The organism is Flavobacterium piscis, from assembly GCF_031457575.1.
GTDB lineage: Bacteria > Bacteroidota > Bacteroidia > Flavobacteriales > Flavobacteriaceae > Flavobacterium > Flavobacterium piscis_A.
This window is the reverse complement of the sequence record NZ_JAVDWQ010000012.1, coordinates 57,242-83,044: the sequence shown is the minus strand read 5'-3', so window position 1 is coordinate 83,044 and position 25,803 is coordinate 57,242. Positions and strand designations below refer to the sequence as shown.

General features: G+C 33.8%; 24 protein-coding genes and 2 pseudogenes. 15 read left to right on the top strand and 11 right to left on the bottom strand.

The window, feature by feature from the left end:
* The first annotated feature begins 2 nt into the window (after positions 1 to 2).
* The 3 genes from J2W48_RS16490 (at position 3) to J2W48_RS16480 (ending at position 2,818) form a co-directional block, all read left to right on the top strand.
* Positions 3 to 842, top strand: coding sequence for a phytoene/squalene synthase family protein (locus tag J2W48_RS16490; RefSeq protein WP_310282772.1), 840 nt, complete (start codon positions 3 to 5; stop codon positions 840 to 842).
* Between the two features lie 26 nt (positions 843 to 868).
* Positions 869 to 1,309: a sterol desaturase family protein gene (locus tag J2W48_RS16485; RefSeq protein ID WP_310282771.1), complete on the top strand. Its 441-nt coding sequence runs from the start codon at positions 869 to 871 to the stop codon at positions 1,307 to 1,309.
* 213 nt (positions 1,310 to 1,522) lie between these two features.
* The gene (locus J2W48_RS16480) at positions 1,523 to 2,818 is read left to right on the top strand and encodes a cryptochrome/photolyase family protein (RefSeq protein WP_310282770.1); all 1,296 of its coding nucleotides are present in this window, start codon (positions 1,523 to 1,525) and stop codon (positions 2,816 to 2,818) included.
* 243 nt (positions 2,819 to 3,061) lie between these two features.
* Here J2W48_RS16480 and J2W48_RS16475 read toward each other — a convergent pair whose 3' ends face one another.
* Together J2W48_RS16475 and J2W48_RS16470 are read right to left on the bottom strand one after the other, a co-directional pair.
* Entirely contained in the window at positions 3,062 to 4,366 is a 1,305-nt protein-coding gene (locus tag J2W48_RS16475; protein ID WP_310282769.1) for an ABC1 kinase family protein, read from the bottom strand.
* Entirely contained in the window at positions 4,366 to 5,025 is a 660-nt protein-coding gene (locus J2W48_RS16470) for a TetR family transcriptional regulator C-terminal domain-containing protein (protein ID WP_310282768.1), read from the bottom strand. The genes J2W48_RS16475 and J2W48_RS16470 overlap by 1 nt, the downstream gene beginning before the upstream one ends.
* Before the next feature lie 97 nt (positions 5,026 to 5,122).
* On the opposite strand from J2W48_RS16470, the gene J2W48_RS16465 reads away from it, so the two are divergent.
* The gene (locus J2W48_RS16465) at positions 5,123 to 6,034 is read left to right on the top strand and encodes a TIGR01777 family oxidoreductase (RefSeq protein ID WP_310282767.1); all 912 of its coding nucleotides are present in this window, start codon (positions 5,123 to 5,125) and stop codon (positions 6,032 to 6,034) included.
* Between the two features lie 2 nt (positions 6,035 to 6,036).
* Here J2W48_RS16465 and J2W48_RS16460 read toward each other — a convergent pair whose 3' ends face one another.
* The 4 genes from J2W48_RS16460 to J2W48_RS16445 all read right to left on the bottom strand — a co-directional run bounded on the left by J2W48_RS16460 (position 6,037) and on the right by J2W48_RS16445 (position 9,366).
* Entirely contained in the window at positions 6,037 to 6,606 is a 570-nt protein-coding gene (locus J2W48_RS16460) for a YceI family protein (RefSeq protein WP_310282766.1), read from the bottom strand.
* 218 nt (positions 6,607 to 6,824) lie between these two features.
* Complete coding sequence (locus J2W48_RS16455; protein WP_310282765.1) at positions 6,825 to 7,220, bottom strand: VOC family protein; 396 nt, start codon at positions 7,218 to 7,220, stop codon at positions 6,825 to 6,827.
* Positions 7,221 to 7,263: 43 nt separating this feature from the next.
* Positions 7,264 to 7,812: an acyl-CoA thioesterase gene (locus J2W48_RS16450; protein WP_310282764.1), complete on the bottom strand. Its 549-nt coding sequence runs from the start codon at positions 7,810 to 7,812 to the stop codon at positions 7,264 to 7,266.
* A gap of 180 nt (positions 7,813 to 7,992) precedes the next feature.
* Entirely contained in the window at positions 7,993 to 9,366 is a 1,374-nt protein-coding gene (locus J2W48_RS16445) for a DNA recombination protein RmuC (protein WP_310282763.1), read from the bottom strand.
* Between the two features lie 202 nt (positions 9,367 to 9,568).
* On the opposite strand from J2W48_RS16445, the gene J2W48_RS16440 reads away from it, so the two are divergent.
* From J2W48_RS16440 to J2W48_RS16425, 4 genes are all read left to right on the top strand, one after another.
* The gene (locus tag J2W48_RS16440) at positions 9,569 to 10,444 is read left to right on the top strand and encodes a protease complex subunit PrcB family protein (RefSeq protein ID WP_310282761.1); all 876 of its coding nucleotides are present in this window, start codon (positions 9,569 to 9,571) and stop codon (positions 10,442 to 10,444) included.
* A 196-nt stretch (positions 10,445 to 10,640) separates the two neighbouring features.
* The gene (locus J2W48_RS16435) at positions 10,641 to 11,192 is read left to right on the top strand and encodes an RNA polymerase sigma factor (RefSeq protein WP_310282760.1); all 552 of its coding nucleotides are present in this window, start codon (positions 10,641 to 10,643) and stop codon (positions 11,190 to 11,192) included.
* Entirely contained in the window at positions 11,189 to 12,892 is a 1,704-nt protein-coding gene (locus J2W48_RS16430; RefSeq protein WP_310282759.1) for a hypothetical protein, read from the top strand. Before J2W48_RS16435 ends, J2W48_RS16430 begins: the two co-directional genes overlap by 4 nt.
* Positions 12,893 to 12,924: 32 nt before the next feature.
* Positions 12,925 to 13,458, top strand: coding sequence for a MepB family protein (locus J2W48_RS16425; RefSeq protein ID WP_310282757.1), 534 nt, complete (start codon positions 12,925 to 12,927; stop codon positions 13,456 to 13,458).
* Positions 13,459 to 13,523: 65 nt separating this feature from the next.
* Here the strand turns inward: J2W48_RS16425 and J2W48_RS16420 are convergent, their stop codons facing one another.
* Together J2W48_RS16420 and J2W48_RS16415 are read right to left on the bottom strand one after the other, a co-directional pair.
* Positions 13,524 to 16,943 carry a T9SS type A sorting domain-containing protein gene (locus J2W48_RS16420; RefSeq protein ID WP_310282756.1) on the bottom strand — a complete coding sequence of 1,140 codons (3,420 nt, stop codon included), beginning with the start codon at positions 16,941 to 16,943 and terminating at the stop codon, positions 13,524 to 13,526.
* 324 nt (positions 16,944 to 17,267) lie between these two features.
* Entirely contained in the window at positions 17,268 to 17,636 is a 369-nt protein-coding gene (locus J2W48_RS16415) for a hypothetical protein (RefSeq protein WP_310282755.1), read from the bottom strand.
* Positions 17,637 to 17,777: 141 nt separating this feature from the next.
* Here J2W48_RS16415 and J2W48_RS16410 point away from each other — a divergent pair, with 141 nt between their 5' ends.
* A complete protein-coding gene (locus J2W48_RS16410) occupies positions 17,778 to 18,341 on the top strand; it encodes a pseudouridine synthase (protein WP_310282754.1) in 564 nt (187 codons plus the stop codon).
* A gap of 120 nt (positions 18,342 to 18,461) precedes the next feature.
* The gene (locus J2W48_RS16405; protein ID WP_310282752.1) at positions 18,462 to 18,917 is read left to right on the top strand and encodes a tRNA (cytidine(34)-2'-O)-methyltransferase; all 456 of its coding nucleotides are present in this window, start codon (positions 18,462 to 18,464) and stop codon (positions 18,915 to 18,917) included.
* Positions 18,918 to 19,043: 126 nt separating this feature from the next.
* Here J2W48_RS16405 and J2W48_RS16400 read toward each other — a convergent pair whose 3' ends face one another.
* Genes J2W48_RS16400 through J2W48_RS16390 form a run of 3 tightly spaced genes read right to left on the bottom strand, consistent with a single transcriptional unit; the run spans position 19,044 to position 22,013 of the window.
* Positions 19,044 to 19,829: an ABC transporter ATP-binding protein gene (locus J2W48_RS16400; protein ID WP_310282750.1), complete on the bottom strand. Its 786-nt coding sequence runs from the start codon at positions 19,827 to 19,829 to the stop codon at positions 19,044 to 19,046.
* Positions 19,830 to 19,840: 11 nt separating this feature from the next.
* The gene (locus J2W48_RS16395) at positions 19,841 to 20,869 is read right to left on the bottom strand and encodes an iron chelate uptake ABC transporter family permease subunit (protein WP_310282749.1); all 1,029 of its coding nucleotides are present in this window, start codon (positions 20,867 to 20,869) and stop codon (positions 19,841 to 19,843) included.
* A 1-nt stretch (position 20,870) separates the two neighbouring features.
* Entirely contained in the window at positions 20,871 to 22,013 is a 1,143-nt protein-coding gene (locus J2W48_RS16390) for an ABC transporter substrate-binding protein (protein WP_310282747.1), read from the bottom strand.
* Between the two features lie 96 nt (positions 22,014 to 22,109).
* On the opposite strand from J2W48_RS16390, the gene J2W48_RS16385 reads away from it, so the two are divergent.
* From J2W48_RS16385 to tnpA, 5 genes and pseudogenes are all read left to right on the top strand, one after another.
* A complete protein-coding gene (locus J2W48_RS16385; RefSeq protein ID WP_310282745.1) occupies positions 22,110 to 22,472 on the top strand; it encodes a C1orf53 family protein in 363 nt (120 codons plus the stop codon).
* Positions 22,473 to 22,474: 2 nt separating this feature from the next.
* Positions 22,475 to 22,838 (top strand): annotated as a pseudogene (locus J2W48_RS16380) (four helix bundle protein).
* Positions 22,839 to 22,875: 37 nt separating this feature from the next.
* Positions 22,876 to 23,385 carry a bifunctional adenosylcobinamide kinase/adenosylcobinamide-phosphate guanylyltransferase gene (gene cobU, locus J2W48_RS16375; RefSeq protein WP_310282744.1) on the top strand — a complete coding sequence of 170 codons (510 nt, stop codon included), beginning with the start codon at positions 22,876 to 22,878 and terminating at the stop codon, positions 23,383 to 23,385.
* A gap of 138 nt (positions 23,386 to 23,523) precedes the next feature.
* Positions 23,524 to 25,203 carry a nicotinate-nucleotide--dimethylbenzimidazole phosphoribosyltransferase gene (gene cobT, locus J2W48_RS16370; RefSeq protein ID WP_310282742.1) on the top strand — a complete coding sequence of 560 codons (1,680 nt, stop codon included), beginning with the start codon at positions 23,524 to 23,526 and terminating at the stop codon, positions 25,201 to 25,203.
* A gap of 171 nt (positions 25,204 to 25,374) precedes the next feature.
* A pseudogene (tnpA, locus tag J2W48_RS16365) lies at positions 25,375 to 25,802 on the top strand (IS200/IS605 family transposase).
* Position 25,803: the final 1 nt, after the last annotated feature.

The following is a 25,803-nucleotide window of genomic DNA, read 5'->3' as shown; positions in this document are numbered from 1 at the left end:
AAATGAAATCACTATTTGACACAGTATCTTTCAAATGCAGCAAGTTGGTCACCAAAAACTACAGCACATCCTTTTCGCTGGCGGTTTATATGTTGTCACCAAGTATTCGCGATGCTATTTACAGCGTATACGGTTTTGTTCGTTTTGCTGATGAGATTGTAGACTCTTTTCATGATTATGACAAAGAAAATCTCATTAATGATTTTGAAAAAGAATATTATAAGGCAATGGAATTCGGTATCAGCCTAAATCCGATTTTAAACTCTTTCCAACAGACAGTAAAACAATATAATATTACAGATGACCTGATTCAGGCCTTTTTAAAAAGCATGAAACTCGATCTGGTCAAAACAACTTACAATACCCAAACCGAATACGAAGATTATATTTATGGTTCTGCAGATGTGGTGGGTTTAATGTGCTTGAAGGTTTTCGTAAAAGGAAATCAGCAAAAATATGAACACCTTAAACATGAAGCCATGCGATTAGGATCAGCTTTTCAGAAAGTAAATTTCCTAAGAGATTTAAAAGATGATAATCTGGTCCTAAACCGGAATTATTTTCCGGGAGTCGATTTGAATTCTTTTGATGAAAATGCGAAATGCAGTATCATTAATGAAATTGAAGAAGATTTCAGAATTGCTTACGAAGGAATTGTCAGGCTTCCCATTGAAGCACAATTTGGCGTTTACACCGCTTTTGTTTATTACAAAAAACTCTTGAAAAAACTAAAAAACACACCTTGCCATCAAATTGGAAATTCAAGAATTCGGGTTTCAAATTATACTAAAGCCGGACTATTAGCACAATCTTTTGTAACTTACAAACTAAAATTAGTCTAAAAACCCACTCATAAAAATAAAACAAAATGATTTCTTTTTTAATCTTTTTAGGTGTTTTTCTGCTCATGGAATGTGTTACCTGGCTCACGCACAAATACATTATGCACGGACTTATGTGGTATTTTCACGCTGATCACCATCAGCCTAAATACGAGCATACTTTTGAGCGAAACGACATTTTCTTCGTTATTTTCGCCATTCCAAGCATTATGCTTTTTTATTTTGGTGTTCAGGACGGATTCAATTATCTGTTTTTTGTCGCTTGTGGTATCACATTTTATGGTATTTGCTATTTTATGATACATGATGTTTTAATTCATCAGCGCTTTAAATGGTTCAAAAACACCAAAAACAAATACCTGCTTGGATTAAGAAAAGCTCATAAAATTCATCACAAACATCTCGGAAAAGAACATGGCGAATGTTTCGGCATGCTATTCGTTCCTTTTAAATACTATAAAATGTAAAGAATTTGGGCGTTACCCCGCAGAAAAAGCGGGGTCGGGTTTTACGTTCCCGCTTTTTTGTATCAGGCTTTTTGCCTGATACAAAAAGAGCTCCACTACAACCCCTAACGCAAACGTACATCAAGAACTATCCGTAATTACAAAACTTTTGATTCAAAATTGCTTATAAATATGAAGCATAAGAAATAATCCTTCCCGTTGAAAAATAAAATCATGACAAAACAAAAAGTCTCCTTTTTCTGGTTCCGACGTGATTTGCGTTTAGAAGACAATACAGGATTGTTACATGCTTTACAATCAAATTTTCCAGTAATCCCTTTGTTTATTTTTGATGATGACATACTTGAAAACTTACTTAAAAATGATGCAAGGGTTGGTTTTATTTATGATTCACTTGAAAAAATAAAAACTGAACTTACAACAATTGAGTCATCCCTTTTAATCAAAAAAGGAAAAACGATTGAAGTATGGCAATCCCTTTTAAAAGAGTTTGATATTCAAAACGTTTTCTTCAATAAGGATTATGAGCCGTATGCAATCAAACGTGATACGACTATTACCACACTTTTAAAACAAAATAATATTGAAGCCTTTGCTTTTAAAGACCATGTAATTTTTGAAGAAAAAGAAATCACAAAAGCAGACGGGCTTCCATATACTATTTATACACCTTATAAAAACAAATGGCTGGAGAAATATCATCTTTCAGGACAAACTCCCGAATACGATACTAAACCATTTTTAAGCAATTTTGCCAAAATGCAATTTCCTTTTCCTGAATTATCCCGGATAGGTTTTGAAAGAAGCTCCATAAAAGTACTTCCACATACCTTATCCCAGATTCGGGATTACAAAGAAATTCGGGATTTCCCAGCTTTGGACGGCACATCTTATTTGTCTCCTCACCTGCGTTTTGGAACCGTGAGTATTCGAAAATTAGTGAATTGGGCGAATCGTAAAAACCAAACTTTTTTAAGCGAACTGATTTGGAGAGAGTTTTTTATTCAGATCCTTTTTAGTTTTCCTAAAGTTGTCAATCATAATTTCAAGTCGGCATACGATGGAATCCAGTGGCGTAATAACGAGGACGATTTTAAACGTTGGTGTTCCGGAACCACTGGCTATCCAATGGTTGATGCCGGAATGCGACAACTCAATGAAACCGGATATATGCACAATCGTGTTCGTATGGTGGTAGCAAGTTTTTTATGCAAACATCTACTGATTAACTGGCAATGGGGCGAAGCTTATTTTGCCGGGAAATTATTGGATTTCGAATTGGCCTCCAACGTAGGCAACTGGCAATGGGCTGCCGGAACTGGCTGCGATGCCGCACCTTATTTCAGGGTTTTTAATCCCGAAATCCAACAGAAGAAATTCGATGAAAAAGGAATCTACATCCGCAAATGGATTCCTGAATTTGATTTAGGCTACAATCAACCCATGATCGACCATGCTTTTGCCAGAGATCGTGCGATTGCGACTTATAAAGCTGGGATTTTGAAATAGTTTTTTGTTTCAGGTTTCAGGTTTTAGACAATCTTGTCATTTCGACAAAGGAGAAATCACACGAGTAGTTACATTTGCTGCGTCAATCAGTACGTTGCTCTCTGGATGTGATTTCTCCTTCGTCGAAATTACAAATATCTCATAAAAACAACAGCCTTAGCCCAGATGGGAACGGCATCCTTTTGTGGTCCCGTTTCTAAAAATGGGACCACAAAAGATACAGTGAACAGCTGGAAAGAAATCCTAATATTTAAGATAATTGGTAACCACAATTTTCGCCTTTAAATCGAACATTAAATTGTATAATCCGAAGAAAGTGCGATTCATGTAAATAAAATGTTTAGAACCACGGTTTCCATTCATTTTTTTTAGATTGGTATCATTAGAGAAACGTTCCCCTAATTTGGCGATGTTTTCGAAGAAAGTTACATCGGCAAAATCGAAGGTTACATCTTGAAAAGGCTTCGTGAAAAGTGATAATAAATCATGAAACATCTCAGCAAAATACTCAACTTCTGAAGGCGAATCGTCTGGACGAAGGATTTCTAATTCGAATAATTTTTCATTGAAACGCTCTTTGTCTGTAATGACATTTTTATTGATTAACTCAAAATAGGGCACATAAAAATCATCCGGAATTTGTTTCATACAGCCAAAATCCAATGCAATCAACTGATTTTGTTCATTAACCAAAAAGTTTCCAGGATGCGGATCGGCGTGCACTTTACGCAAAACGTGAATCTGGTACATATAAAAATCCCAAAGTGCCTGACCTATTTTGTCCCCCACAATTTTATCGGTGTTTTTTGCCGTAAATTCAGAAAGATGAATACCCGTCATCCAGTCCATTGTGATAATTTTTTCTGATGAAAACTCAGGATAATAGTTTGGAAAAAGCAGGTTTTCTATTTTACTGCAGGCCCGAACTACTTCCTGGCTTTGTTTTAGTTCCAGTAGATAATTGGTTTCCTCAATTAGTTTATCCTCAACTTCCTTAAAATATTTATCAGAGTCTTTTCCCTGAAGATTAAACATCCTGATGGCGATAGGTTTCACCAAAGCCAAATCTGATGAAATACTATTGGCAACACCCGGATACTGAATTTTAACCGCCAGTTTTTTGTTGTTTTTTACAGCCAGATGTACCTGCCCGATACTCGCCGCATTGACAGAATTCGCATTGAATTCATCAAAAATTTCATAAGGTGTTTTGCCAAAATTGGTTTTGAATGTTTTTAAAACCAATGGTGCCGAAAGAGGCGGAACAGAAAACTGAGACAGTGAAAATTTCTCAACATAGGCCTGAGGCAGAAAGTTTTTGTCCATACTCAGCATTTGTGCTACTTTTAAAGCACTTCCTTTGAGGCTTTTTAATCCATCGTAAATATCTTCGGCATTATTTTCATTTAGTTTGTCACGCGTCAAATCAGAATTGACCATTTTTTCGGCGTAATGTTTAATGTAATTTACACCCACTTTTGCTCCGGTCTGTACCAATTTACTGGCTCTTTCAATTTTTGACGTTGGTATATAATCGATTGTTTTCATTATTTGCTGTATATTTTTTCTTTGAAAAGGAATTTTCCAAAATCTATCAGATGATTCATTGGCGCAACATTCATTAATTCAAATGAAGCATTTACCGATTTTTCGATAAAAATATCTGTTTTTTCAAAAGCTGCGGACTCATCATCTAACCAGAATTTTATAGTCATCATTAATTGCAGCCAGGCACTTTCCTGAATGGCTTTTTCCTGAAATTTTTGTAATTTTTCCAGCTCCAGCCTGTAATCATCAGTCAGAATTTCGGACACATATCCTTTAAATGCTTCACGAAGCAAAGTCAGCTGTACTAAATTCTTCAGCGGATTCCTGTTCATTTTTAATGATTGCAAAACGTAGCTTCTGTTAGCAGTCAAATTTTCGAAGAAGGTAAAATAAAAACTCAGCATTTTATTCTTCATATCATACTCTGGATAATCTGTATTTTTGTGCAGTAAATCAATTGTATTTACAAAAAATAATCTGAAAATTTCTTTTTCTAAACTTTCCAGCGTTCCAAAAAAAGCATAAAATTCAGCTTCAGTAAACTCATTATCTTTTACAAAATGATAAACTGATTTTGGTTTTTCTCCCTTTTCTAAAACTTCGTTCATGTATTTTGAAACGATATCATCTTTTGTGATTATCTTTTTTTTAGTTGCCATTTCATTAAATTTAGAATTTGCCTTAAAGATACTGAATGTTTAAGTATCTTTACTTATCGTTAAACAAAATAGACTGTTAAATATATTATAAACTATCATGGCTAAAAATGTCTTATTAACTGGCGGTACCGGATTCATTGGTAATTATCTCACCAATGTTCTCATAGCCAATGGATTTTCAGTATCCATCTTAAGCAGAAGTGACAGAAATAATACTGATTTTATTACCTATTATAAATGGGACTTGGAACGAAATTACATTGACGAAAATGCTATTTTGAAAACTGATTTTATTATTCATTTGGCAGGTGAAGGAATTGTAGAAAAGCGCTGGACTGAAAAACGTAAAAAGGCAATTTTAGAAAGCCGCACACAACCTGTTGAACTTATCTATTCTGTTTTACAAAAACATAACAAAGCGCTGGATGCATTCATTTCAGCATCGGCAGTTGGAATTTACGGTGCTGTTACCAGCCAGGAAATTTGCACAGAAAACACGCTTCCTGCAAATGACTTTTTAGGGATGACTTGTCAGCAATGGGAAAGTGCAGCAGATAAAATTAATTCACTAAATATCAGAACCGTTAAAATTAGAACTGGAATAGTTTTAGGCAGAAATGAAGGCTTTCTAAAAAAAATGGCTCCGGGTTTTAAATTAGGGTTTGGAGCGGTTCTTGGTTCCGGAAAACAATATTTATCCTGGATTCATATTGAGGATTTGTCTCAGATTTATCTAAAAGCAATCCTGGATAGTGAAATGTCGGGACCATACAATGCTACGGTTACGGATGACACCACCAACTCCTCATTTTCTAAAACACTGGCGAATCTATATGGTTATAAAATATGGCTGCCTAAAGTGCCCCCTTTTGTACTTAAAATTGCTTTAGGCCAAATGAGTCAGGCAATTCTGGAAGGCCAGAGAGTCTCATCTGATAAAATACAAAAAGAAGGGTTTAAATTTGAATATGCAAACTTAAAAGAAGCTCTTTCAAACTGTATCCCTTAAATTTATTTTAAAGTTAAATAGATTAAATCGTCATTTCGGATTATTCCAGTTAACTCAGTATTAACCGTTTTTGAAATTTTTGAAGCAACTTTTTCCGGAATTTGAATATTAAAATCAGAAATCGTAATTGGAAAATTGGATGAAATCAGGATTCCTTCTGCAATCCTTTTAATCAAAACTTTTACTTCTATTTCTTTAAATTTTCCGCGCACGTACAATCTTCCCTTCATTTGGTATTCCTTTTCTGATCCATTGACATCTTTTATATCGAACTTTGCAATTTTACCTTTAAACACCGCTTTAGGATATCGCTGGCTTTCCATATAATTTTCATTAAAATGCTGTTGCATCAAATCAAGCTCAAAACGAAAATCTTTAATCAGGACAATACACAAAAATGTGTTTGTTTTAGGTTCTAAAGTAATCTCAACCGTTCTGTTAACTGCTTTTATTTCTTGAAAAAAGGGCACCGATGCTTCAAAATTAATGACTCCGGTATCTGTTGAAAATTTTCCCTGAGCAATAATCGAATAAGCAGTTAACAGTAAAATAAGTAAAGTAGTTGTTTTCATAATCGTCAATAATTAAACAATTATGTCATTCGATTTCTAAGAGAAGGATTTAAATTAATAAAATCGAACGGCAGCACTCCGTGAAATATACGTAACCAATTGATTACCCTTAAATTTACGAAAATTTAAGGTGATTAGTTGTCGTTTATATGCCAAACTTTTGTGAAAATATTAATACAGAAAATACTGCCTCGTTATTTATATTTTCAACATTAAACTTATCCTTCTGTCGGAGTACAAATCTCAATTAAAAAACCATCCAAATCCCTCAGATAAGCAACAATTTGTCCCCATGGTTTTTGCTTGGGTTCACTCACCAATACAGCTCCAAAAGAAGTTGCCTTTTGTACAAGCTCTGCAACATTATCCGTTATAAAACCCAATTCAACAGCAAAAGGTTTATTACTTAAGTCACTTTCAATAAAACCCTCTTTTAAGTTTTGTCCGGCTAATTTTTTTGAGGCAAATGATATAGTAGTTTCTCCTGTAATCAGTTCACCGTAATCATGTTCCGGCGTTACAAATTTCCTTAAAAAACCAAAAGCATTTTCATAAAATCCAATTGATTTTTCTACATTTTCTACATATAAAATTGTATATCCAAATTTTACCATTTTCTTGATGTAATAAATTAAACAACTATTTAAAAAAATTAATTTATACTATTTCCAGCAAAACGTTGTACTGATCAAAACTTGCTAAATCTTCAATCGAATTTACATTGGTTAATTTGGCGTGTTCTTCGATTTCTTTTTTGGCTTCAATTTGTTTAATGCATTTCCTAAAGCGCCTAACCTCATTCAGATCAGACAATATCAGACCCGGAACCTGCACGCTTTTCCCTTCTTTATCTTTGGCTACCATTGTAAAATAAGAAGAATTACAATGCTTAACAACCCCTGTCTGAATATTCTCAGCTTCTACGCGAATACCTACTACCATAGAACTTCTGCCCACATAATTTACGGAAGCTTTCATTGTTACCAGCTCACCTACTTCAATGGGTTTTAAAAAATTCACTGTATCAACCGAAGCAGTAACACAATAATTTCCACAAAATTTTGATGCAGAAGCAAAAGCTATCTGATCGAGCAATTGTAAAATATACCCTCCGTGGATTTTACCACTAAAGTTAGTGTGTGACGGTAACATTAATTCTGAAATACTTATTTTTGATGATGAAACGGGTTTAAAATCTAAAGCCATACTATTATATTTAAAAGGTGAAGTTTCTTTTTGAACATCTATAACAAAAAACGGGTGTCTCCCCACTCCCCAGAACGAAATCCCTGGCTGTAGGGCACATAATAAAGGAATGCAACATAAATTGACAAAATGAGCGCAGAAACAGCAACAATTATGATTAAAACTCTTTTCATTGATGTCTTAATTTAATAATTGATTTTCATCTGCATTTGTCGCCCTGGCAATAATATTTTCAGGAAGTGATTTTTTAGCCTTTGCGCCCATTTTCTTTAGCTTTTCTACACTCGAAATTAAATTTCCCCTTCCGTCAACCAGTTTGCTCATGGCACTTTCGTATTCGGTTTTTGTATCTTTGATTTTGTTTCCAATTCTTACCAAATCAGTTACAAAACCTTCAAACTTATCATATAATGCTCCGGCTTGTCTTGCAATTTCAAAAGCATTTTCCTGTTGTTTCTGATTGCTCCACATACTGTCGATTGTTCGTAAAGTGGCCAATAAAGTAGTAGGTGTAACAATCACAATATTTCGGTCGAACGCTTTATTGTACAAGGTAGAATCTTCGTTCAGGGCAATTGCAAAAGCGGGTTCTATCGGAATAAAAAGCAATACAAAATCCGGACTTTCAATTTGATATAAATCATGATAATTTTTGTTTCCCAGTTGCTCGACATGTCTCTTAATAGAAATTACATGTTCTTTTAAAAAGTCAATTTTAAGAATATCTGATTCTTCGTTTATCCATTTTTCATAGGCAACCAAAGAAACTTTAGAATCGACAATCATCTTTTTTCCGTCAGGTAAATTGATTACTACATCCGGAAATACCCTTGCCCCTTCTGTATTTGTAAAACTTTGCTGTACTTCGTATTCACGGCCTTTCTCTAAACCGGATTTTTCAAGAACACGTTCTAAAACCAGTTCGCCCCAATTTCCCTGCATTTTACTATCGCCTTTTAAAGCCTTGGTTAAATTTAAGGTTTCTTTGCTCATTTGGGCATTCATTTCGCTTAACCCTAAAATTTGCTGACGCAATGCGGCGTGATAATCTATACTTTCTTTATGGGTTTGTTCTACTTTTTGTTCAAACCCCTGGATTTTATCCTGTAGGGGCATGAGGATATTTTTCATATTTTCACTATTCTGCTCTGTAAATTTAGCCGACTTTTCTTCAAGGATTTTGTTGGCTAGATTCTCAAACTCTTTAGTAAATTTTTCCTGTAAATCGGTTATTTCATTTTTTTGTTCCTTGTGCCTTTCCCATAAATTTTCAAAATCCACTTCTTTTTTAGAGAGTTGAATGGCAAGGCTGTCTTTTTCTGTCCTGATATTTTCTTTTTCCGAATTAATTAATCGAAGTTGTTTTTCAAAATTATCCCTGTCATGGTCAAACTGGTCTTTTTGTAACTCCAATTGATGCTGACTGGCATTTAATCTTTCTTCCAAACTCACTTTCTCAGATTGAAATTTAGCCAAAGAGAGCATTTTTCCTAAGTAGATACCTAAAAATACAGCTATAATAAAAACGAATAAAAACGAAAGCAAATCCTGCATAGCTAGTCTTATTTTAAGTAAAAGTACGCAATAATACGTAGTACTTAATTTTTAAAATTAAAATTTCACGAATTATTGGTTTTCTTAAACTAAACCAACAAATTGAAGTTTTTGAAAAAAAAATACGCCATACGAGATATTTTTTACGCAACCATTTCAGTATAGCTTCATCTAATCATTATAACCTATTTATAAAAAAATTATGAAAAAATTAATGCTTGGCTTATTTATAGCTTTTGGAATTAGTGCCTGTTCGATAGGCGACGACGTCTCTCAAGATACATGCGGGGAATACGTAAATGTTGCTTTTAGCGGATTTCCTCTTTCTTGTAATTATACCGTTAAAACCCTGCCTACCAATCCGGCAGCCATTATAGCAAATACACAGGAAAAAATGGATTCGTATTTTACGAAACATACTAATACCTGTCCAAATCCAAGTGATCCTAATATCGATTTTACTAAAAACTTTTTAGTTGCAATTTTTTCAGGTCAAAAATCAACAAGCGGATATGGTATCAAAATTACCTCGATAGTGGAAAACAGTTGCCAGGTAGTGATCAATTTCTATGAGCATGGTCCGCAATCCGGAGAGGCAATCACACAAACGCCAACAAATCCTGCTGATTTTATATTGATTCCTAAAACCAGCAAACCAATCTATTTTAATAAAACTGTCGAAAGTCCTGATAAAATTATAATTGGAAGCTTTGACGGAGAATGTACAGGGGCTGCCTGCCAGCAATTTTATCAATTAAATGATTATAATGTCCTTAATTTCCTGAATGTTGTTTATGGAAGTTATGAATTTAGTCAATACAAATATAATGCTGTATCAAAAAGAGGCGATTATACTTTGTTCCTAAAAACGGTTCCAACTGAAATTTCAAGTATCAAAGGTCAGACTAAAACTTATGGCTCTCCTGATACCGGTGACAAAAAGGGTGTTTATTTTGAATTACGCCAGGCAGCGGTAGTTACAAAAATTTATATCGACAATGACGATACAGACGATCAGAGTACGGAAATAATAGCATTTAAAAAAGCAATTCAGGATAAAATTACAGCCCTAAAATAATTATCCAACGATAAAAAAGCGGATTCCTTAACATGATCTGTGATTAGGTTTTAAGGCAAAACCTACACCTCACAAAGGCTTGATAATCAAAACCTAACCATATTAAGCAATAACAAAGAAGGTTCTCGTACCTTTTATAAAAAGTAGTATAAGAGCTTTAAAAAACTTATTTTTGCAAAACCAAATTAAGCCATTTTTGAAAAACGATTTAGAAATATACATACAACAATGTATCCAGAATGACAGAGCAGGACAACTGAAAATATATCAGTTGTTCTCTCCTGTTTTATATGGCATTTGTTTAAAATATATGAAAAATGAAGATGATGCCAAAGACGTTTTTCAGGAAGCCTTTATTATTGCTTTTCAAAAAATTCACCAGTATAAATTTGAAGGAAGTTTTGAAGGGTGGCTGAAAAAGATTTTCATCAATAAATTAATCGAAACATTAAACAAAAAGAAAAAAGAAAGTTTCTTTCTGGATGTTTTTGACCCTGAAACTGATTTCATCGAAGAGGATGAACTTGAGGTTTGTACAATTCCCCAGGAAAAATTACTCGAATATATTCAGGATTTACCCGATCAATACCGATTGGTTTTTAATTTATATGTTTTTGAAAAAATGAAACACAAGGAAATTGCAGAACAACTCAAAATTTCAGAAGGAACATCAAAATCAAATTTAAACAGGGCCAAGAAAATTCTACAAAAAAGGATTTTGAGTATAAAAAATTTTAAGACAGCATGAAAAAGCAAAATATAGAAGATATTTTTTCATCAATGGAAAACTTTTCAAGTGTTCCGCCACCAGAATTATGGGATAATATTGAAGAAAAACTACGTCAGGCCAAAAAGAAAAAAGCAGCAGTTATCTGGTGGTCAATTGCAGCGAGTCTTTTAATTGGATTGTCGGTCCCGTCTGTTTTATATTTAAATTCAGGTTCTGAAATTTCAAATCCTAAAAATAATAGTATCCAAAATAATTCGGTTGTAATTGAGGAAAATAATCGTAATTCTAACAAAAACAAAACTCGTTCTGCAGATAATAACAATGCTTCAGAAGAAACCGTTAAATCTAATAAAAACACAGACATAAATATCGTTTCATCAGAAGAAAAAAAATCTACCCAATCGAATCATAATATTATTATTTCAAATCAAAATACAACCAATGGTATTGTTTCAATTCAGGAAAAAGATTGGAATGCAAAAACCAATAGCAATAAAAATCCAAACCCTAAAGACCATCAGAACCCTAATTTATATAATGACAAAAATTCGTTATTCCGAAATAAAAAAGAAACAGTTGCCCATCAAAATACAGCTGTCAATAATGCTTCAAAACAGGAAAAAGATTTAACGGACAAAACTTATAATCAACATTCAAATTCAAAACAAAATCAAGGTTCTTTTGTTTATAATAATAAATCATTAAAAAACGAGGAAAAAACACTCTTCAATTCGAATAATCAAGATGTAAATAATGTTTTTAATCCAAAAGACAAGAATGTTATAATTGCTTCAAATACAATTGAGAATAATACAATTACAACTAAAAGAAATAAAACGGAATTAAAAACTGAAACCTCAACAACAGAAAAGGCTATTGCAACTACTATTGAAAATAAATCTAAATCTGGCATCCTCACTGTTGAAGATTCTGTTCAATTAGCAGAATTACAAAATTTGGAAAAATCCATAGCAGCTTCAAAAACCAAAAAAGAGGAAGAAATAAAACCTGTTTCGAATGCTGATAAATGGTCGTTAGAGCTATTTGCAGGAGTTGCCAATTCAGAAAATATCGGCAAGGATAAAACATTAGGAAATGTGAACCAATCTAAGCAAACTAACACCTATGGTGTAAAAACAAATTATAAACTTAATAAAAAATGGGCAGTGAGTTCAGGTTTGAAAATTAATGAATTAGGGCAAAGTATTGCCAATGTTTCTTATATGAATGCACAAAACAATGCCTTTTTAAGTTCAAGTGATTATTTCATAAAAAGTACAACAACCACTACTGCACCACAAATCACAAACAATGCTAATTATGTATTTGTTTCAAACAACGCTAAAAATTCCCTGAAAAGCGATAATTTTCAAACCGGTAATATAGACCAAAGCTTAAAATACATTGAGATGCCTTTAGAGATTTCTTATGCTCTTTTTAATAAAAACAAAACCAGCATCAGTTTAAATACAGGAGGTTTTGTTGGTAAGTTAATTTCAAATAACGTATTTCTGGATGGTACTTCGATAGGATCTAATTTAGATGCCAACGACTTTGTTTATGGTTCCTTGCTAAGCAGCACTTTGCAATATCGTTTATACAAAAAAACACATGTTTTTGTTGAACCGGGAATGAATTACTATATCAATCCGTTAAGCAGCCAATCATTCAATCAATTTCAATGGGCATTTAATTTTGGATTGAATGTTTCGTTTTAAATTGTAATTTTGTTGTTTAACGTTTAGCAAAAATGACAGATCTGAATACTTGGGTTACTCCACAATTGATTCCTGCTGATTTAATTTCAGCAAAAGAATTGGTTTATGACATTTGTAACCTAATTTGTATACAACCGGAGCCGGAAGCCGAAAGTATTGATTATAGTGCCTATCGCTTTAAGATTAATGAGAAATCAATTTGTTACAGAATAGCGAAAACGACTCCAACAAAAAATGGTCAGTTTGTCACTTTATGGAAACGTAACAGTTCCGGAATTATTGAACCTTTTGATTATGCTGATGCAATAGATTTTGTCATCGTAAGTGTTCGGAAGGAAAACAATTTGGGACAATTCATCTTTCCAAAATCAGTTTTATTGGACAAAGGAATTTTTTCAACTCCAAAAAAAGAAGGAAAAAGAGCTATCAGGGTTTATCCACTTTGGGATATAGCATCAAGCAAACAAGCACAAAAAACACAGCAATGGCAATTGGATTATTTTTTAGATCTTTCAAATAAGGAAACTGTAATTTCAAAAACAAAATTATTATTCGGCATTCAATAGAAATTTTAAATAAAAAGAGGCAGTTCGGACTGAACTGCCTCTTTTTAGTAAACGGCTTATTTATTTTATTTTTTTAAAATCTTACCTCTAAACACAACTTTGTTATTTTCAGTTAAAGTGTAAATGTATATCCCTGATTGCAAATAACTCACCGGGATTCCTGTAATACTTACTCCCTCAGTTCCTACAACATCAATAGGTTTTCCTATCAAATGTCCGTTAATATTATAAAGTCTTAATTTTAAGTTTTTCTCTGTCCCGCTTTTGACAAACATACTTGCCACATCTGTTGCAGGATTAGGAAAGATGCTTACTGCAAATCCGCTATTATTTTCAAAATCGATTGTACCAAGATTATCTTCTTTCAATTCAAAACGGGCAATAACAGGACCGTGATCTGAAGTTGTCGTTGTATAATTGGTAATATCAGTACGAGGATCATACACCGCAATTGAATTAGGTATATATTCATCTGTCAATTCATTCGAAATAACAATATGATCCAAAAATCCTTGTGAGCCCAAATAATAACTATAAGCACCAGCCTGACTAATCCCCAAAGTAAGTGCATTGTAATTACTGGTGTCGTTAACAAATGCTTCGTATGATGAAGGGTTTGGCTCAATAACAGAAGCTTTTACATCATCATTAAAATCTCCCAAAATCATCAAATTAGAATTTGGATAATGAACATCGAGACTGTCTTTTAATAACTGCACATCATATTTACGCATATTGTATCTCGAAATATCTGATCCGCTATTGGCGCGTGCGTGAATGTTTATCAGATTGATTTCTTTTGTAACCCCGCCAATATTGGTTTCTATCTGTACCATGTAAGGCAAACGTCCTGACGAGAAAAAGCTGGCTCCGTTACCACCCGGATAATTCGGTAAAGTTGTAGTCCCCGCACGTACCTCATCGTATAATTTTTTAAACATGACACGGGTCTTTTTTACTGTTGTCGTTTGTGTATTATAAAGTACCACCAATTTTTGAGGTGGAAAATTCGGGTCTGCAGCGTTAAAGGAATACGACCATGATGTTGAAATTGTTTTATCGAATGTTTTACCGTTAATATTTATTTTCTGAATTAGAAGATCTATAGAAGGATCATCTGAAACTTCCTGAACCACATACACATCGGCATTTAATTTGTTCATTACTTTAGCGACATTCTCAATTTGCAAAGCATCATCAATCGGACCAAATTCAAAACCACCGGTATCTTTTACATCCGTACCAAAGAATTCTAAATTATAGGTTACAACATCAAAAGTATCGGCTTTTGGTAAAGAAGAGCCTGTCAACGTTCCAATTTGCTTATTTAATGATGTGCCTGTTACCGTTAAGGCTCCTGAAATAGTTAAGGCCTTTACAGAAGGTGTAAACCTTACATAAATTGTTTTTCCGGCTGATGCATCAGCAGTATTTACAAGAACATTTGACTGAAATGAACTATTATCTAAAGACACCTGATAATCTGCAGGAGCAGTAATTGTAATATCATTATATCCGTTTGCTTTAAAAATAAAAGATGTACTGGCAGAAATAGTATTTGGGCTTACATCGCCAAAATCTAAATTAGGATTTGAAGCTACATATCCTGATTCGTTTGTAATAGCAATATCATCGAGTGACCATTCAGCAGCATTATTAGTTCCTCCTGATGTAGTTTCATACACCCAGGCCAAATATGTATGACTGGTTTTGTATGCTCCAAGGTCTATATATTGTGATGGTTTGTAAGTTCCTGTTTCTACAGGAAAATCACCGTTTAATTCAACCCATGTTGCAGTTTCAGGATTGCTGTTACCGTCATAATCAACAGAAACCATTAATTTTAATTCCGGTCCTGCATAAAATTTACGGGAATAAAAAGACAACAGCGGAAACTGACCAAAATTATCCAAATGCAGTTTAGGCGAAATCAGCCAATCTTTACTGGCACCGCTTTCAGAAAACCCATTCATAAGCACTGCACCAGTTCCTGAATGTACGTTTCTTGCCACTGTTGTACTCGTCCATGCATTTACATTACCTGCTACGTTATATTGTGTCCAGCCACTATTGGTTAAAACATTGACATCGTTAAAACCTTGCACATAAGGGTTAATTCCTGTTCCGGATAAAGCAACATTTTTTGTTGCTGCAGCTGTTGATTCATGTGTGAGTTGTCCTGAAAAAACAGCTGTAGCAGTTGGCAGAAAACGAACGTAAACTGTTGGTGTAGCATTTGAAGCAAAATCAGTTACATCATAAGTAACTACAGAAAGAAAATTAGTATTGTCTTTAGAAACCGTAAAATTAGCAGGAGCAGTAACGATTACATCGTGGGTAAGGTTTTTTCCCTGAATTTGATAACTGAAAGTATCCGATGCAAAATTAGTTTCTGAAAAACCTAAATCAAGTGCTGCTACTGAAGTTGATAACGAAGGAATTACTACACTTGAAGTCGTTACTTCTATTTTATTAACTGTTGATTGTATATTTCCATGTAAATCTTCTGAAACAGAGAAAACGGAATAAGCCGTATTAAGACTCAGCCCTGAGAAAATTTTTACATATATTTGAGAATTATCAGTTATGTCTAAAAATCCCGATTCTAAAGCTGCAGAATTGTTAGCATCAAGACCCGTTTTTATTTGAGTTATAGTTGGAGTTGTACTTCCGGAAGGCAATAACACAAAATAGGTTTTCCCGGGTTCATCTATTTTATTTGAAAACTCAAAACTGTCTGATAGAATATTATCTGCCTTTGGAAAGCCTGTTTCGCTAATTGGAGCAACAATATCACTTCTTATATCTATATTATCAATTGCAAATGATGGACGAGAACCACTTCCTGAAACTTGTCTGGAAATCCATCTGATTTGAACTACGGACTGATTTTCACATTCCACAGGTAATGTAACCTTTATTGTGTGCAGATTCTGAGGCGTCGTAACAGCCGTTATCTGTTTTGTGTCATTATTAGAATATACTGTTGACAATAATGAAGTAAAAGGGGTCGTAGTACCTACCCTATATTGCAAAACCATTTCATTAATACGTGTATTTGTTGTAGTTGGAGGTATATCATACGGATTACGAATTGTCATGGCATCATATTGGACCTGTATTGCGGTTTGACCAATAGTAGAAAAAGCAAAACCAATAGTTAAATCTAAAGAGCCAGTATTCAAAAATCCTATTTTGCCATCATAATTATGAAAATTACCACTATTAGTACCAGCTGTACTATTGGCAATTAAAGATCTGTCAGCAACTAAAACAGCATTTGTATTAAATGCTGATTCTGGTGATGTACTGGCAGTCCATCCCTGAAAACCATCAGGATATGTTGTTAATGATGCGGCAAACGAAAAATCCTGTGTATATGGCAGCGGTTGAGGTGCAGGCGAAGTTTGAGCAATCAAACTTAATGAGCAATAAAAAAAACTAAAAAATGCCATTAAATAGCGTGCAGCGTAAATATTTTTCATAATTTAAAATATAGGGTTTTAGAAGTCAAATTTATATCCTTTAAAGTTAAGGGAATATTATAAAACTATAAACTTAAACATCTCAAACTTATAAACATTTCGCATCAATAAGAAGAAAAACAGAAAACAATCTAAACTATTCTCAGCTATACCTCTATTACAATGATGATATACTCGCAAAAAACTTTGTCTTTTTTAATTTTAAAAATTCAAAAATATAAACTTATACCTACAATTAATCAAACCAAAAAAGACTATCTGAATAACAGACAGCCTTTGCATTTTTATCTAAAAATAATTTTTAAACAGCAGTGTTATGCTTTTTTAATTTTCTTCATCCAATTTCATATTCCCTCTGTCTTCATGACTTTCGGGATGTGAATTTGGATATCGATTTGGCGTTATATCCGAATTTCTATCTTTGTTTTCTATTGTTTTCTTTTCTTCTTCTTCTGTAGCAACTCCCCGATTTGTCTTTTCGATTTGTGTTTCATTGGAAACCTCTTTTATTTCTTCGTTTACATTTCTGGCTCTTTCTACGACTTCTTTTTTTCCATCGGCATCAGTTACTACTTCTTTTTTTAGTTTTGATTCTTTCAATTCTGAATCATGCGAAATATTTTTACCTTTAGATTCGTCTATATCTTTTTGTACTCCGTTTATCTTTTTAGCCCCTAAATTATTCGTCTCCATACTATTATTCTTTAAAATTTCTATTATAATATTACGAATTCTGAAGTCGATAAATAAGTCATTTAACATAGCTTTGGGTTTGTAGAATATTTGTTCTTTAATAATAACAAACAAAACTATCTTTGTATCCAAAAAACTAAAATGCATCAACACTTTATTCTTTTTAAACCTTATGGCTATTTAAGCCAATTTATATATGAATTAAAAAGGAAGAAAAAGCTTTTGGGCGAATTGTATAATTTTCCTGAAGGCACAATGGCTATTGGCCGGTTAGATGAAGATTCTGAAGGGCTGCTTTTGCTTACTACTGACGGAAAAGTCAGCGAACAGATAAGAAGTAAAAAAGTAGACAAAGAATACTATGTTCAGGTTGACGGCGTAATTACCTCAGAAGCAATCGAACAATTGCAAAATGGTGTTGAAATTGGCTTTGATGGCGGAAAATACAAAACCAAACCTTGTACTGCTTTTATTGTTACTGAAATTCCAGATTTTGGACCAAGAGCCAAAAAGATTAGGGACGAACGACACGGTCCTACTTCATGGGCTTCGATAACGGTCAATGAAGGGAAATTTCGTCAGGTTCGAAAAATGACTGCGGCAGTTGGTTTTCCTACTTTAAGATTAGTTCGCGTTAGAATAGGAAATGTATATTTGCAAAATCTGAAAGCCGGAGAGGTTGTAGAAGTACCTAACTTTAATTAGATAATGTGTCATTTGATAATTATTACAATCTTTTAATCTTTTAATCTTTTAATCTTTTAATCTTTTAATCTTTTAATCTTTTAATCTTTTAATCTTTTAATCTTTTAATCTTAAAAAATAATGCTAAACGTTGTTCTTGTAGAACCGGAAATACCAAACAATACCGGAAATATTGGAAGATTATGTGTCGGTACAGAAAGTCGATTACATTTAATTCATCCATTTGGATTTGTGATTAATGACAAAAACCTGAAACGTTCGGGTTTGGATTATTGGGTACATCTTGACGTGACCGAATACCAAAATATAGAAGAATGGATTCAGCATATTCCGGATCAGTCGCGTGTATTTTTGATGAGTTCGCATGCCGATAAATCCTATTTGGAAACTGATTTTCAGGATGGTGACTGGCTGGTTTTCGGAAAAGAAAGCGTTGGTTTAAGCAAAGAAGTTTTAGCTCGTTTTGACAATCATTTAACGATCCCGATGTCGAAATTAATTCGGAGTTTTAATATTGCGAATTCGGTGGCTTTTGTGGTTGGGGAAGCTAAAAGGCAGATTGGATTAAAAGTTTAGATTATACTCTAAAAATCTTATGAAAACTGGTACGCTAGCCCTGATGGAAGTGGCATCCTTTTATGGCGGTGTTCGCCATAAAAGATAAAACGGACAGCAGGATCAGCTCCTGAAAATTACAACATGTTAAGTAACAATAAATTTCCCTTTTTCGGCATCAAAAACAATATGTTCATCTTTGAATAATGTCGCAAAACTTCCTTTGGAAATTAAATTACATGGTTCATCCTGTACTACTAAATCCGGTGTCATAATAATCATTTCATCGCTTAGCTGAATCGCCAAATCGATATCGTGAGTTGAAAATAAAATACACTTTTGGGTTTCCTGGGTTAATTTTTTCAGCAATTTGAATAACGAAACTTTATGCAATAAATCGAGATGTGTCGTGGGTTCGTCCAGAATAATCAACGATGTATCCTGAGCCAGAGCTCTTGCAATCAGCACTTTTTGTAATTGGCCATCACTTATTTCAAAATGCTTTTTTGAAGCTAAATGTTCTATCTGTGTCAGTTGCATAGCATGCTGAACTTTTTCGATATCGGTTTGGGTTAAAGTGCCAATCCAGTTGGTGTAAGGCTGTCGCCCCAAAGCGATTAATTCAAATACAGAAAGGTTACTTGACGGCAGTTTTTCTGTCAAAACCAAACTCAGGCTTTGTGCCAAATCTAATGATTTGTAGGCATTGATATTTTTATCATTTAAAAAAACATTTCCTGCCAAAGGCGATTGAATTCCTGTGATTGTTCTCAGTAAAGTCGATTTTCCTATTCCGTTGGCGCCAATCAAAGAAATTAGTTTTCCTGAAGACAGACTTAAATTTAAATTTTGGGCAATAGTTACAGCTGCTTTACTGGTTTTGTAACCAATGCTTAAATTTGAGGTAGAAAGAATAGTGTTTATTTTTGTCATGATGATTAATCTTACTGGAAATTTCTTTTTCGGACTAACAGCCAAATTACCACCGGCGCACCAATTATTGATGTAATCGCATTTATGGGAAGCGTGATATCAAAACCTGGCATTTGAGAAACTACATCACAGAATAACATGATGATGGCACCAAAAAACAAGGTGCTCCAAAACAAAACAGAATGATTACTGGTATGAAAGGTCAGTTTGGCAATATGCGGCACTGCCAGACCAATAAAAGCAATCGGACCTGCGAAAGCTGTAATGCTTCCGGCTAAAATACTGGTTGCAAAAATAATAATCAAACGTGCTTTCTTGAAATTCAAACCCATGCTTTTTGCATAATTTTCTCCTAATAGCAAAGCGTTCAAAGGCTTGATACTGCCTACGCTTAAAACTAAACCAGACCCTACACTAATGGCTAAAACAGAAATGGATTTCCAGGAAAGATTCCCTAGATTTCCCAACGACCAAAAAGTAAATTTCTGAAGCTGCTCGGCTGTACTAAAATAAGTTAAGACACTCACAATTGCTGTGGTAAAACTTCCAAACATCAATCCCACAATCAGGATTGCCATCGTATCCCGTAATTTCTGGGAAACCACTAGAACCAACAGCAAAACAAGCGTACTGCCTAAAGTCGAAGCCAAAACAATTCCGTAGGATGATAAAGCAATAATTTGTAAAAATGAAGGTAAAAAACCAGCACCTAAAATCACAAATGCTACTCCTAAACTTGCACCTGAACTTAAACCTAAAACATAGGGTCCGGCAAGGGGATTTCTAAATAAAGTCTGCATCAGCAAACCACTAATTGACAATCCGGTTCCGACTAAAACTGCCGTAATGGCTTTTGGCAGACGGTAATTGATGATAATATATTCCCAGGTTGATTTACTGGCGTGACCTCCGGTTAAACTGGCATACACTTCTTTAAACGGAATCGTTACAGAACCAAAACTAATGCTTACAAAAAGCATCAAAATGAGCCCCAAACCCAGAAGTGCAAATAAAACAGTATTGCGTTTTTTGTTTACCAATTTAATTCAGTTTAGAAGCAAAAGTAAATTCATAGCCTGGCAACAAATCCGGATGAAAAATCTTGATATAATCCTTTAAAACCAAATCCGGGCGACTTGGTGATGATTCATAATATACGGTTCCTCCGGTAGCACCCAATTTACCTTCAAAAGTATAAATGGTTCTATTTTTAAAAGCATCAAACTCGCTGTAATGTGGATTCATTTTCGCGAATTCATCCAGTGATTTTACAGATCCTGTAGCTATCCAAAAATTAGCAGATTTGGCTTTGTCCAATACTTTTTCGAAAGGCAAACCTTCACTTCCTGTTCCTTTTAGACTGGCCCATAAATAATTGGCCCGGGCATCTTTCATGAATTGCGCTACCCAGCTGTTTCCTTTAGCTAGATACCAGACATCTTCGTACATAGAACCATATAAAACCGTTGAGCTTGCTGGTTTTTCTGCAACTAATTTTTTAGCCTGATTGTAACTTGTCACAATTTTATCAAATAGCTCCTTTGCTTTTTCTTCTTTTCCAAACAAGGCCCCGTAAAGTTTAATCCATTCTGCTTTTCCAAGTGGCGACTGCTCCATCCAATCGGCCTGAATAAAAACACTCAAACCGCTTTTTTTCAAATTATCAAGCATAGGATTGTTATTGTCTACACCAAAAGTAACAATCAGATCTGGCGACAATTCTATTAACTGTTCTATGTTTAATTTTTCATTTTGACCGACATTTTTAACTGAACCTTTGTCTATCAGTTTTCTGGTTTTTTCAGAAGAAATATAATCTGTATGTGGAAAACCAGTTAGCTTATTTTCCACATCTAACATTTCAAGAAAAGGAATATTGGTTGTTGAAGTTACCACAATAGATTCTAAAGGAACTTTAATAGTTGTATATTCCTGTAAACTATCCGGTACTTTAGCGTCTTTTTCTTTTAAAATGTATTTGAAATTTTTATTAGCATTTGGCCAGGGATTTGAAACCGTTACTAGAGAATATCCTTCGTGTTTTACAATCGAAAGTCCAGATGCATATTCGATATAATTTTGCGCAGCTTTGGTTTCAGTTATTGCTGCAGTTTCATTTTTTTTACATCCAACAAGAATAAAAAATGATATAAGGAAAGTTAATTTTGATAAAGAAATTTTCATATTTTATATTTTCGGGTAAGAACAAAGGTAGCGCAATTTCTAAATTTCCTGTTTATTTTTAATCGTAAAAAATTCAACAAACAGTATCTTTACATTATGAATGCAATAAAAACAAAAATCTGTTCAGGATGTCAATCTGCTTTTGACTGTGGCGATATTTCTGCTGTAGACAAATGCTGGTGCAATGATTTTCCTCCAATTTTTGATTTCTCGGAAGGATCAGATTGTCTTTGTCCCAACTGTTTTAAGGAAGCCTGCGAAGATAAAATTGAGGCTTACGTTGAAACGATTACACCTGAAACAGCATTTGAAAACAAAGCCACATTATTACCAAAACAAGAGAAATTGATGGATGGAATTGATTATTATATCGAAAATGGCAATTATGTTTTTAAAGCCTGGTTCCATTTAAAAAGAGGAAATTGCTGTGGAAATGGCTGTCGTCATTGTCCTTATTAATTATGAAAAACAACATGGTAAAAAATAAAAGCTTTGACTTTGCTACTCAAATAGTTAAATTATATCAATATCTATCTATTGAGAAAAAAAAATTACTCTTTCTAAGCAACTATTGTGTTCCGGAACTGGTATTGGTGCAATGGTAAGAGAAGCAGAACATGCTGAAAGTAAAACGATTTCATGCACAAATTTGCAATTGAAGCTAATGAGGCAGTTTATTGGCTGGAATTACTAAAAGCAACTGATTACTTAAATGAAAAAGAATTTGAAAATATAAATAATGATGCAATTTCAATTTTAAAATTAATAACCAGTATCCTTAAAACCACTAAAAATCAAGTTATTTCTAAGCAAACCCTTTCTTAAATTAACAACCAATAATTTACAATTAACAATTCAAAAAATGATTTACTTAATTACCGGTGGCGAACGGTCTGGAAAAAGCAGCTTCGCCCAAAATTTAGCTTTACAACTTTCAGATTCACCACTATATGTAGCTACTGCAAGAAAATGGGATGATGATTTTCAGAACAGAATCGACAGACATCAGCAGGAACGCGACGAACACTGGACTAATATTGAGAAAGAAAAACATTTGAGTGAAATTGATTTTTCAGGAAAAGTGGCTTTGATTGACTGCGTAACGCTTTGGCTGACTAACTTTTTTGTGGACACTAAAAATGATGTAAATCTAAGTTTGGAGGAAGCTAAAAAAGAATTTCTTTTGATGGCTGCCCAGAAAAATGCAACATTTATTATTGTTACAAACGAAATTGGAATGGGCGTTCATGCCGAAACGCATATTGGCAGAAAATTTACCGAATTGCAAGGTTGGATAAACCAGTTTTTGGCCTCGAAAGCTGATGAAGTGGTTTTGATGGTTTCGGGAATTCCTGTTAAAATAAAAGGTTAGAAAAATCAATATAAAAAGCAAAAATCAATTAAAAAAAACCTAAATCTTTAGTTTTTAGACTTCAATATTGGTACTGTATCTTTACATTATCTTCAAGACTGAAATTGATTTTGCAATTAACATTGAAATTTAAAAATTATGAGCTATTTAGATGATATTTTAAAATCACGCAGAGATACACGCCATTTCACAGCTGATGCAGTTCCGGATGAAGTGATCGATAAAGCTTTACAGGCGGGACATTGGGCTCCTTCTGTTGGCCTCACGGATGCTACGCGATATTTTATCATCAAGTCAGCCGAAGTGAAAAGCGCAATTAAAAATTTGTTTTTGGATTACAATAAAAAAGCTGAAGAACTAACAGATAATCCGGAGCAAAAAGAACATTATAAATCCCTGAAACTAGAAGCGATTGAGGAAGCGCCAATTGGACTTATTATTGCCTACGACAGATCCGTCCTGAACCAATTTACGATTGGGACTGTCGGCAGTAATGAAGCGGTGAAATTCAGTTCGGTTTGTGCGGCACAGAACATTTGGCTTTCCTTAACGGAACAAGGTTACGGAATGGGATGGGTTTCTATTTTGAATTATTACCAATTTAAAAAAATCCTTGATTTACCTGAAAACATTGAACCTTTGGGCTATTTCTGTATTGGAAAACCTGCCACCAATTACGATAATCAACCAATGCTGCAACAATTGCACTGGAAACAAAAATCGGAAACTCCGGATTGTACCGAAATTAAAAATATTGCAGAAAGTTATATTTCTGATTTCAATTTAAAGAATAAAACTGAAATTGAGAATACAACAAACTTCAATCAGCTTTTACAGGAAAAAATAGATTCCAAAACCAAACCGGTTGGCTCTTTGGGAACTTTGGAAACCCTTGCTTTTCAGTTAGGAACTGTTTTTGAAACTTTAGAACCTAAAATTATAAATCCTAATATTATTGTTTTCGCTGCAGATCATGGTATTGCGAATCATGGTGTAAGTGCTTATCCGCAGGATGTAACCCGACAAATGGTGGGCAATTTTCTGGAAGGCGGCGCTGCGATTAACGTTTTTTGCAATCAGAATGACATAGAATTATCAATTGTAGATTCTGGCGTTAATTATGATTTTCCAACGAATGCTAAATTGATTAATGCCAAAATCGCCAAAGGAACCCAATCTTTTTTACATGCTCCGGCAATGAGCGAAACGGAATTGCAGTTGTGTTTTGAAAAAGGAAAATCGATTGTTGAAACAATTGCCAAAACTGGTTCCAATTGTATTGGTTTTGGTGAAATGGGAATTGGAAATACCTCAACAGCTTCGGTTCTGATGAGCCTTTTAACAGGTTTTTCAATTGAGGAATGTGTTGGAAAAGGAACCGGAGTTGATGATGAAAAACTGATTCAGAAACAAAATTTGCTCAAAAAAGCAATTGAAAATTATTCCGGTCCAGCCGTACTGATGGAGCAGTTAGCTTATTTCGGAGGCTTTGAAATTATACAAATGGCAAGCGGAATGTTAACAGCTTTCGAACATAAAATGATTATTCTGATTGATGGTTTTATTTGCAGCATTGCCTTTTTGGTTGCTTCAAAAATTAATCCGGACATTCATAAAAATGCTGTTTTTTGCCATTGCTCAGCTGAAAAAGCACATCAAAAATTATTGGATTATTTACAGGTAAAACCAATTTTAAATTTAGATTTACGCCTTGGCGAAGGCACAGGTTGTGCTATTGCGTTTCCTATTTTGAAATCGGCGGGAGCTTTTCTGAATGAAATGGCCAGTTTCGAAAGTGCCGGAGTGAGCAGGAAATAGTTTTTAGTTACATTTGTGAATCGCTGTAATAATTTTTGAATAGCCTCGAAAATTTAATCAGTATCAAAACAGGCTTTAGCCAAAATCATATCAATATAATTCATAGTCGAGATTTCGATAAAATAATATGCTTAAAATTATATTTAGAAAATATAAATCAAATCTTGAATCATGTCATTAATTAAAGTTTACATCCATTTTGTTTGGAGTACAAAAAATAGAATAGCTTTTTTACATACACCGGAATTACATCTTAAAGTTTAGAATCATATTAAAGAAAATGCTAAAGAAAAAGGAATTTATGTTGATTTTATAAATGGATATTCAGATCATTGTCATTGTCTTATTTCATTAGGAGCAGATCAGAACATTCAAAAAATCATGCAGTTAATTAAAGGCGAATCTTCATTTTGGATTAATAAAAATCAGTTAACTAAAGAAAAATTTGAATGGCAAGATGAATATTTTGCATTTTCTGTTTCAGAATCTATAATTGATAAAGTAAGGGATTATATTAAAAATCAGGAAGAACATCATAAAAGAAAACTTTTCAGAAAGAATATGATGAAATCGTTACAAAATTTGGTTTCAAAAAATAAA

Coding starts and splice junctions, on each gene's coding strand:
- J2W48_RS16490 (WP_310282772.1), top strand. CDS start 3: ATGAAATCACTATTTGACACAGTATCTTTCAAATGCAGCAAGTTGGTC.
- J2W48_RS16485 (WP_310282771.1), top strand. CDS start 869: ATGATTTCTTTTTTAATCTTTTTAGGTGTTTTTCTGCTCATGGAATGT.
- J2W48_RS16480 (WP_310282770.1), top strand. CDS start 1,523: ATGACAAAACAAAAAGTCTCCTTTTTCTGGTTCCGACGTGATTTGCGT.
- J2W48_RS16475 (WP_310282769.1), bottom strand. CDS start 4,366: ATGAAAACAATCGATTATATACCAACGTCAAAAATTGAAAGAGCCAGT.
- J2W48_RS16470 (WP_310282768.1), bottom strand. CDS start 5,025: ATGGCAACTAAAAAAAAGATAATCACAAAAGATGATATCGTTTCAAAA.
- J2W48_RS16465 (WP_310282767.1), top strand. CDS start 5,123: ATGGCTAAAAATGTCTTATTAACTGGCGGTACCGGATTCATTGGTAAT.
- J2W48_RS16460 (WP_310282766.1), bottom strand. CDS start 6,606: ATGAAAACAACTACTTTACTTATTTTACTGTTAACTGCTTATTCGATT.
- J2W48_RS16455 (WP_310282765.1), bottom strand. CDS start 7,220: ATGGTAAAATTTGGATATACAATTTTATATGTAGAAAATGTAGAAAAA.
- J2W48_RS16450 (WP_310282764.1), bottom strand. CDS start 7,812: ATGGCTTTAGATTTTAAACCCGTTTCATCATCAAAAATAAGTATTTCA.
- J2W48_RS16445 (WP_310282763.1), bottom strand. CDS start 9,366: ATGCAGGATTTGCTTTCGTTTTTATTCGTTTTTATTATAGCTGTATTT.
- J2W48_RS16440 (WP_310282761.1), top strand. CDS start 9,569: ATGAAAAAATTAATGCTTGGCTTATTTATAGCTTTTGGAATTAGTGCC.
- J2W48_RS16430 (WP_310282759.1), top strand. CDS start 11,189: ATGAAAAAGCAAAATATAGAAGATATTTTTTCATCAATGGAAAACTTT.
- J2W48_RS16425 (WP_310282757.1), top strand. CDS start 12,925: ATGACAGATCTGAATACTTGGGTTACTCCACAATTGATTCCTGCTGAT.
- J2W48_RS16420 (WP_310282756.1), bottom strand. CDS start 16,943: ATGAAAAATATTTACGCTGCACGCTATTTAATGGCATTTTTTAGTTTT.
- J2W48_RS16415 (WP_310282755.1), bottom strand. CDS start 17,636: ATGGAGACGAATAATTTAGGGGCTAAAAAGATAAACGGAGTACAAAAA.
- J2W48_RS16410 (WP_310282754.1), top strand. CDS start 17,778: ATGCATCAACACTTTATTCTTTTTAAACCTTATGGCTATTTAAGCCAA.
- J2W48_RS16405 (WP_310282752.1), top strand. CDS start 18,462: ATGCTAAACGTTGTTCTTGTAGAACCGGAAATACCAAACAATACCGGA.
- J2W48_RS16400 (WP_310282750.1), bottom strand. CDS start 19,829: ATGACAAAAATAAACACTATTCTTTCTACCTCAAATTTAAGCATTGGT.
- J2W48_RS16390 (WP_310282747.1), bottom strand. CDS start 22,013: ATGAAAATTTCTTTATCAAAATTAACTTTCCTTATATCATTTTTTATT.
- J2W48_RS16385 (WP_310282745.1), top strand. CDS start 22,110: ATGAATGCAATAAAAACAAAAATCTGTTCAGGATGTCAATCTGCTTTT.
- cobU (WP_310282744.1), top strand. CDS start 22,876: ATGATTTACTTAATTACCGGTGGCGAACGGTCTGGAAAAAGCAGCTTC.
- cobT (WP_310282742.1), top strand. CDS start 23,524: ATGAGCTATTTAGATGATATTTTAAAATCACGCAGAGATACACGCCAT.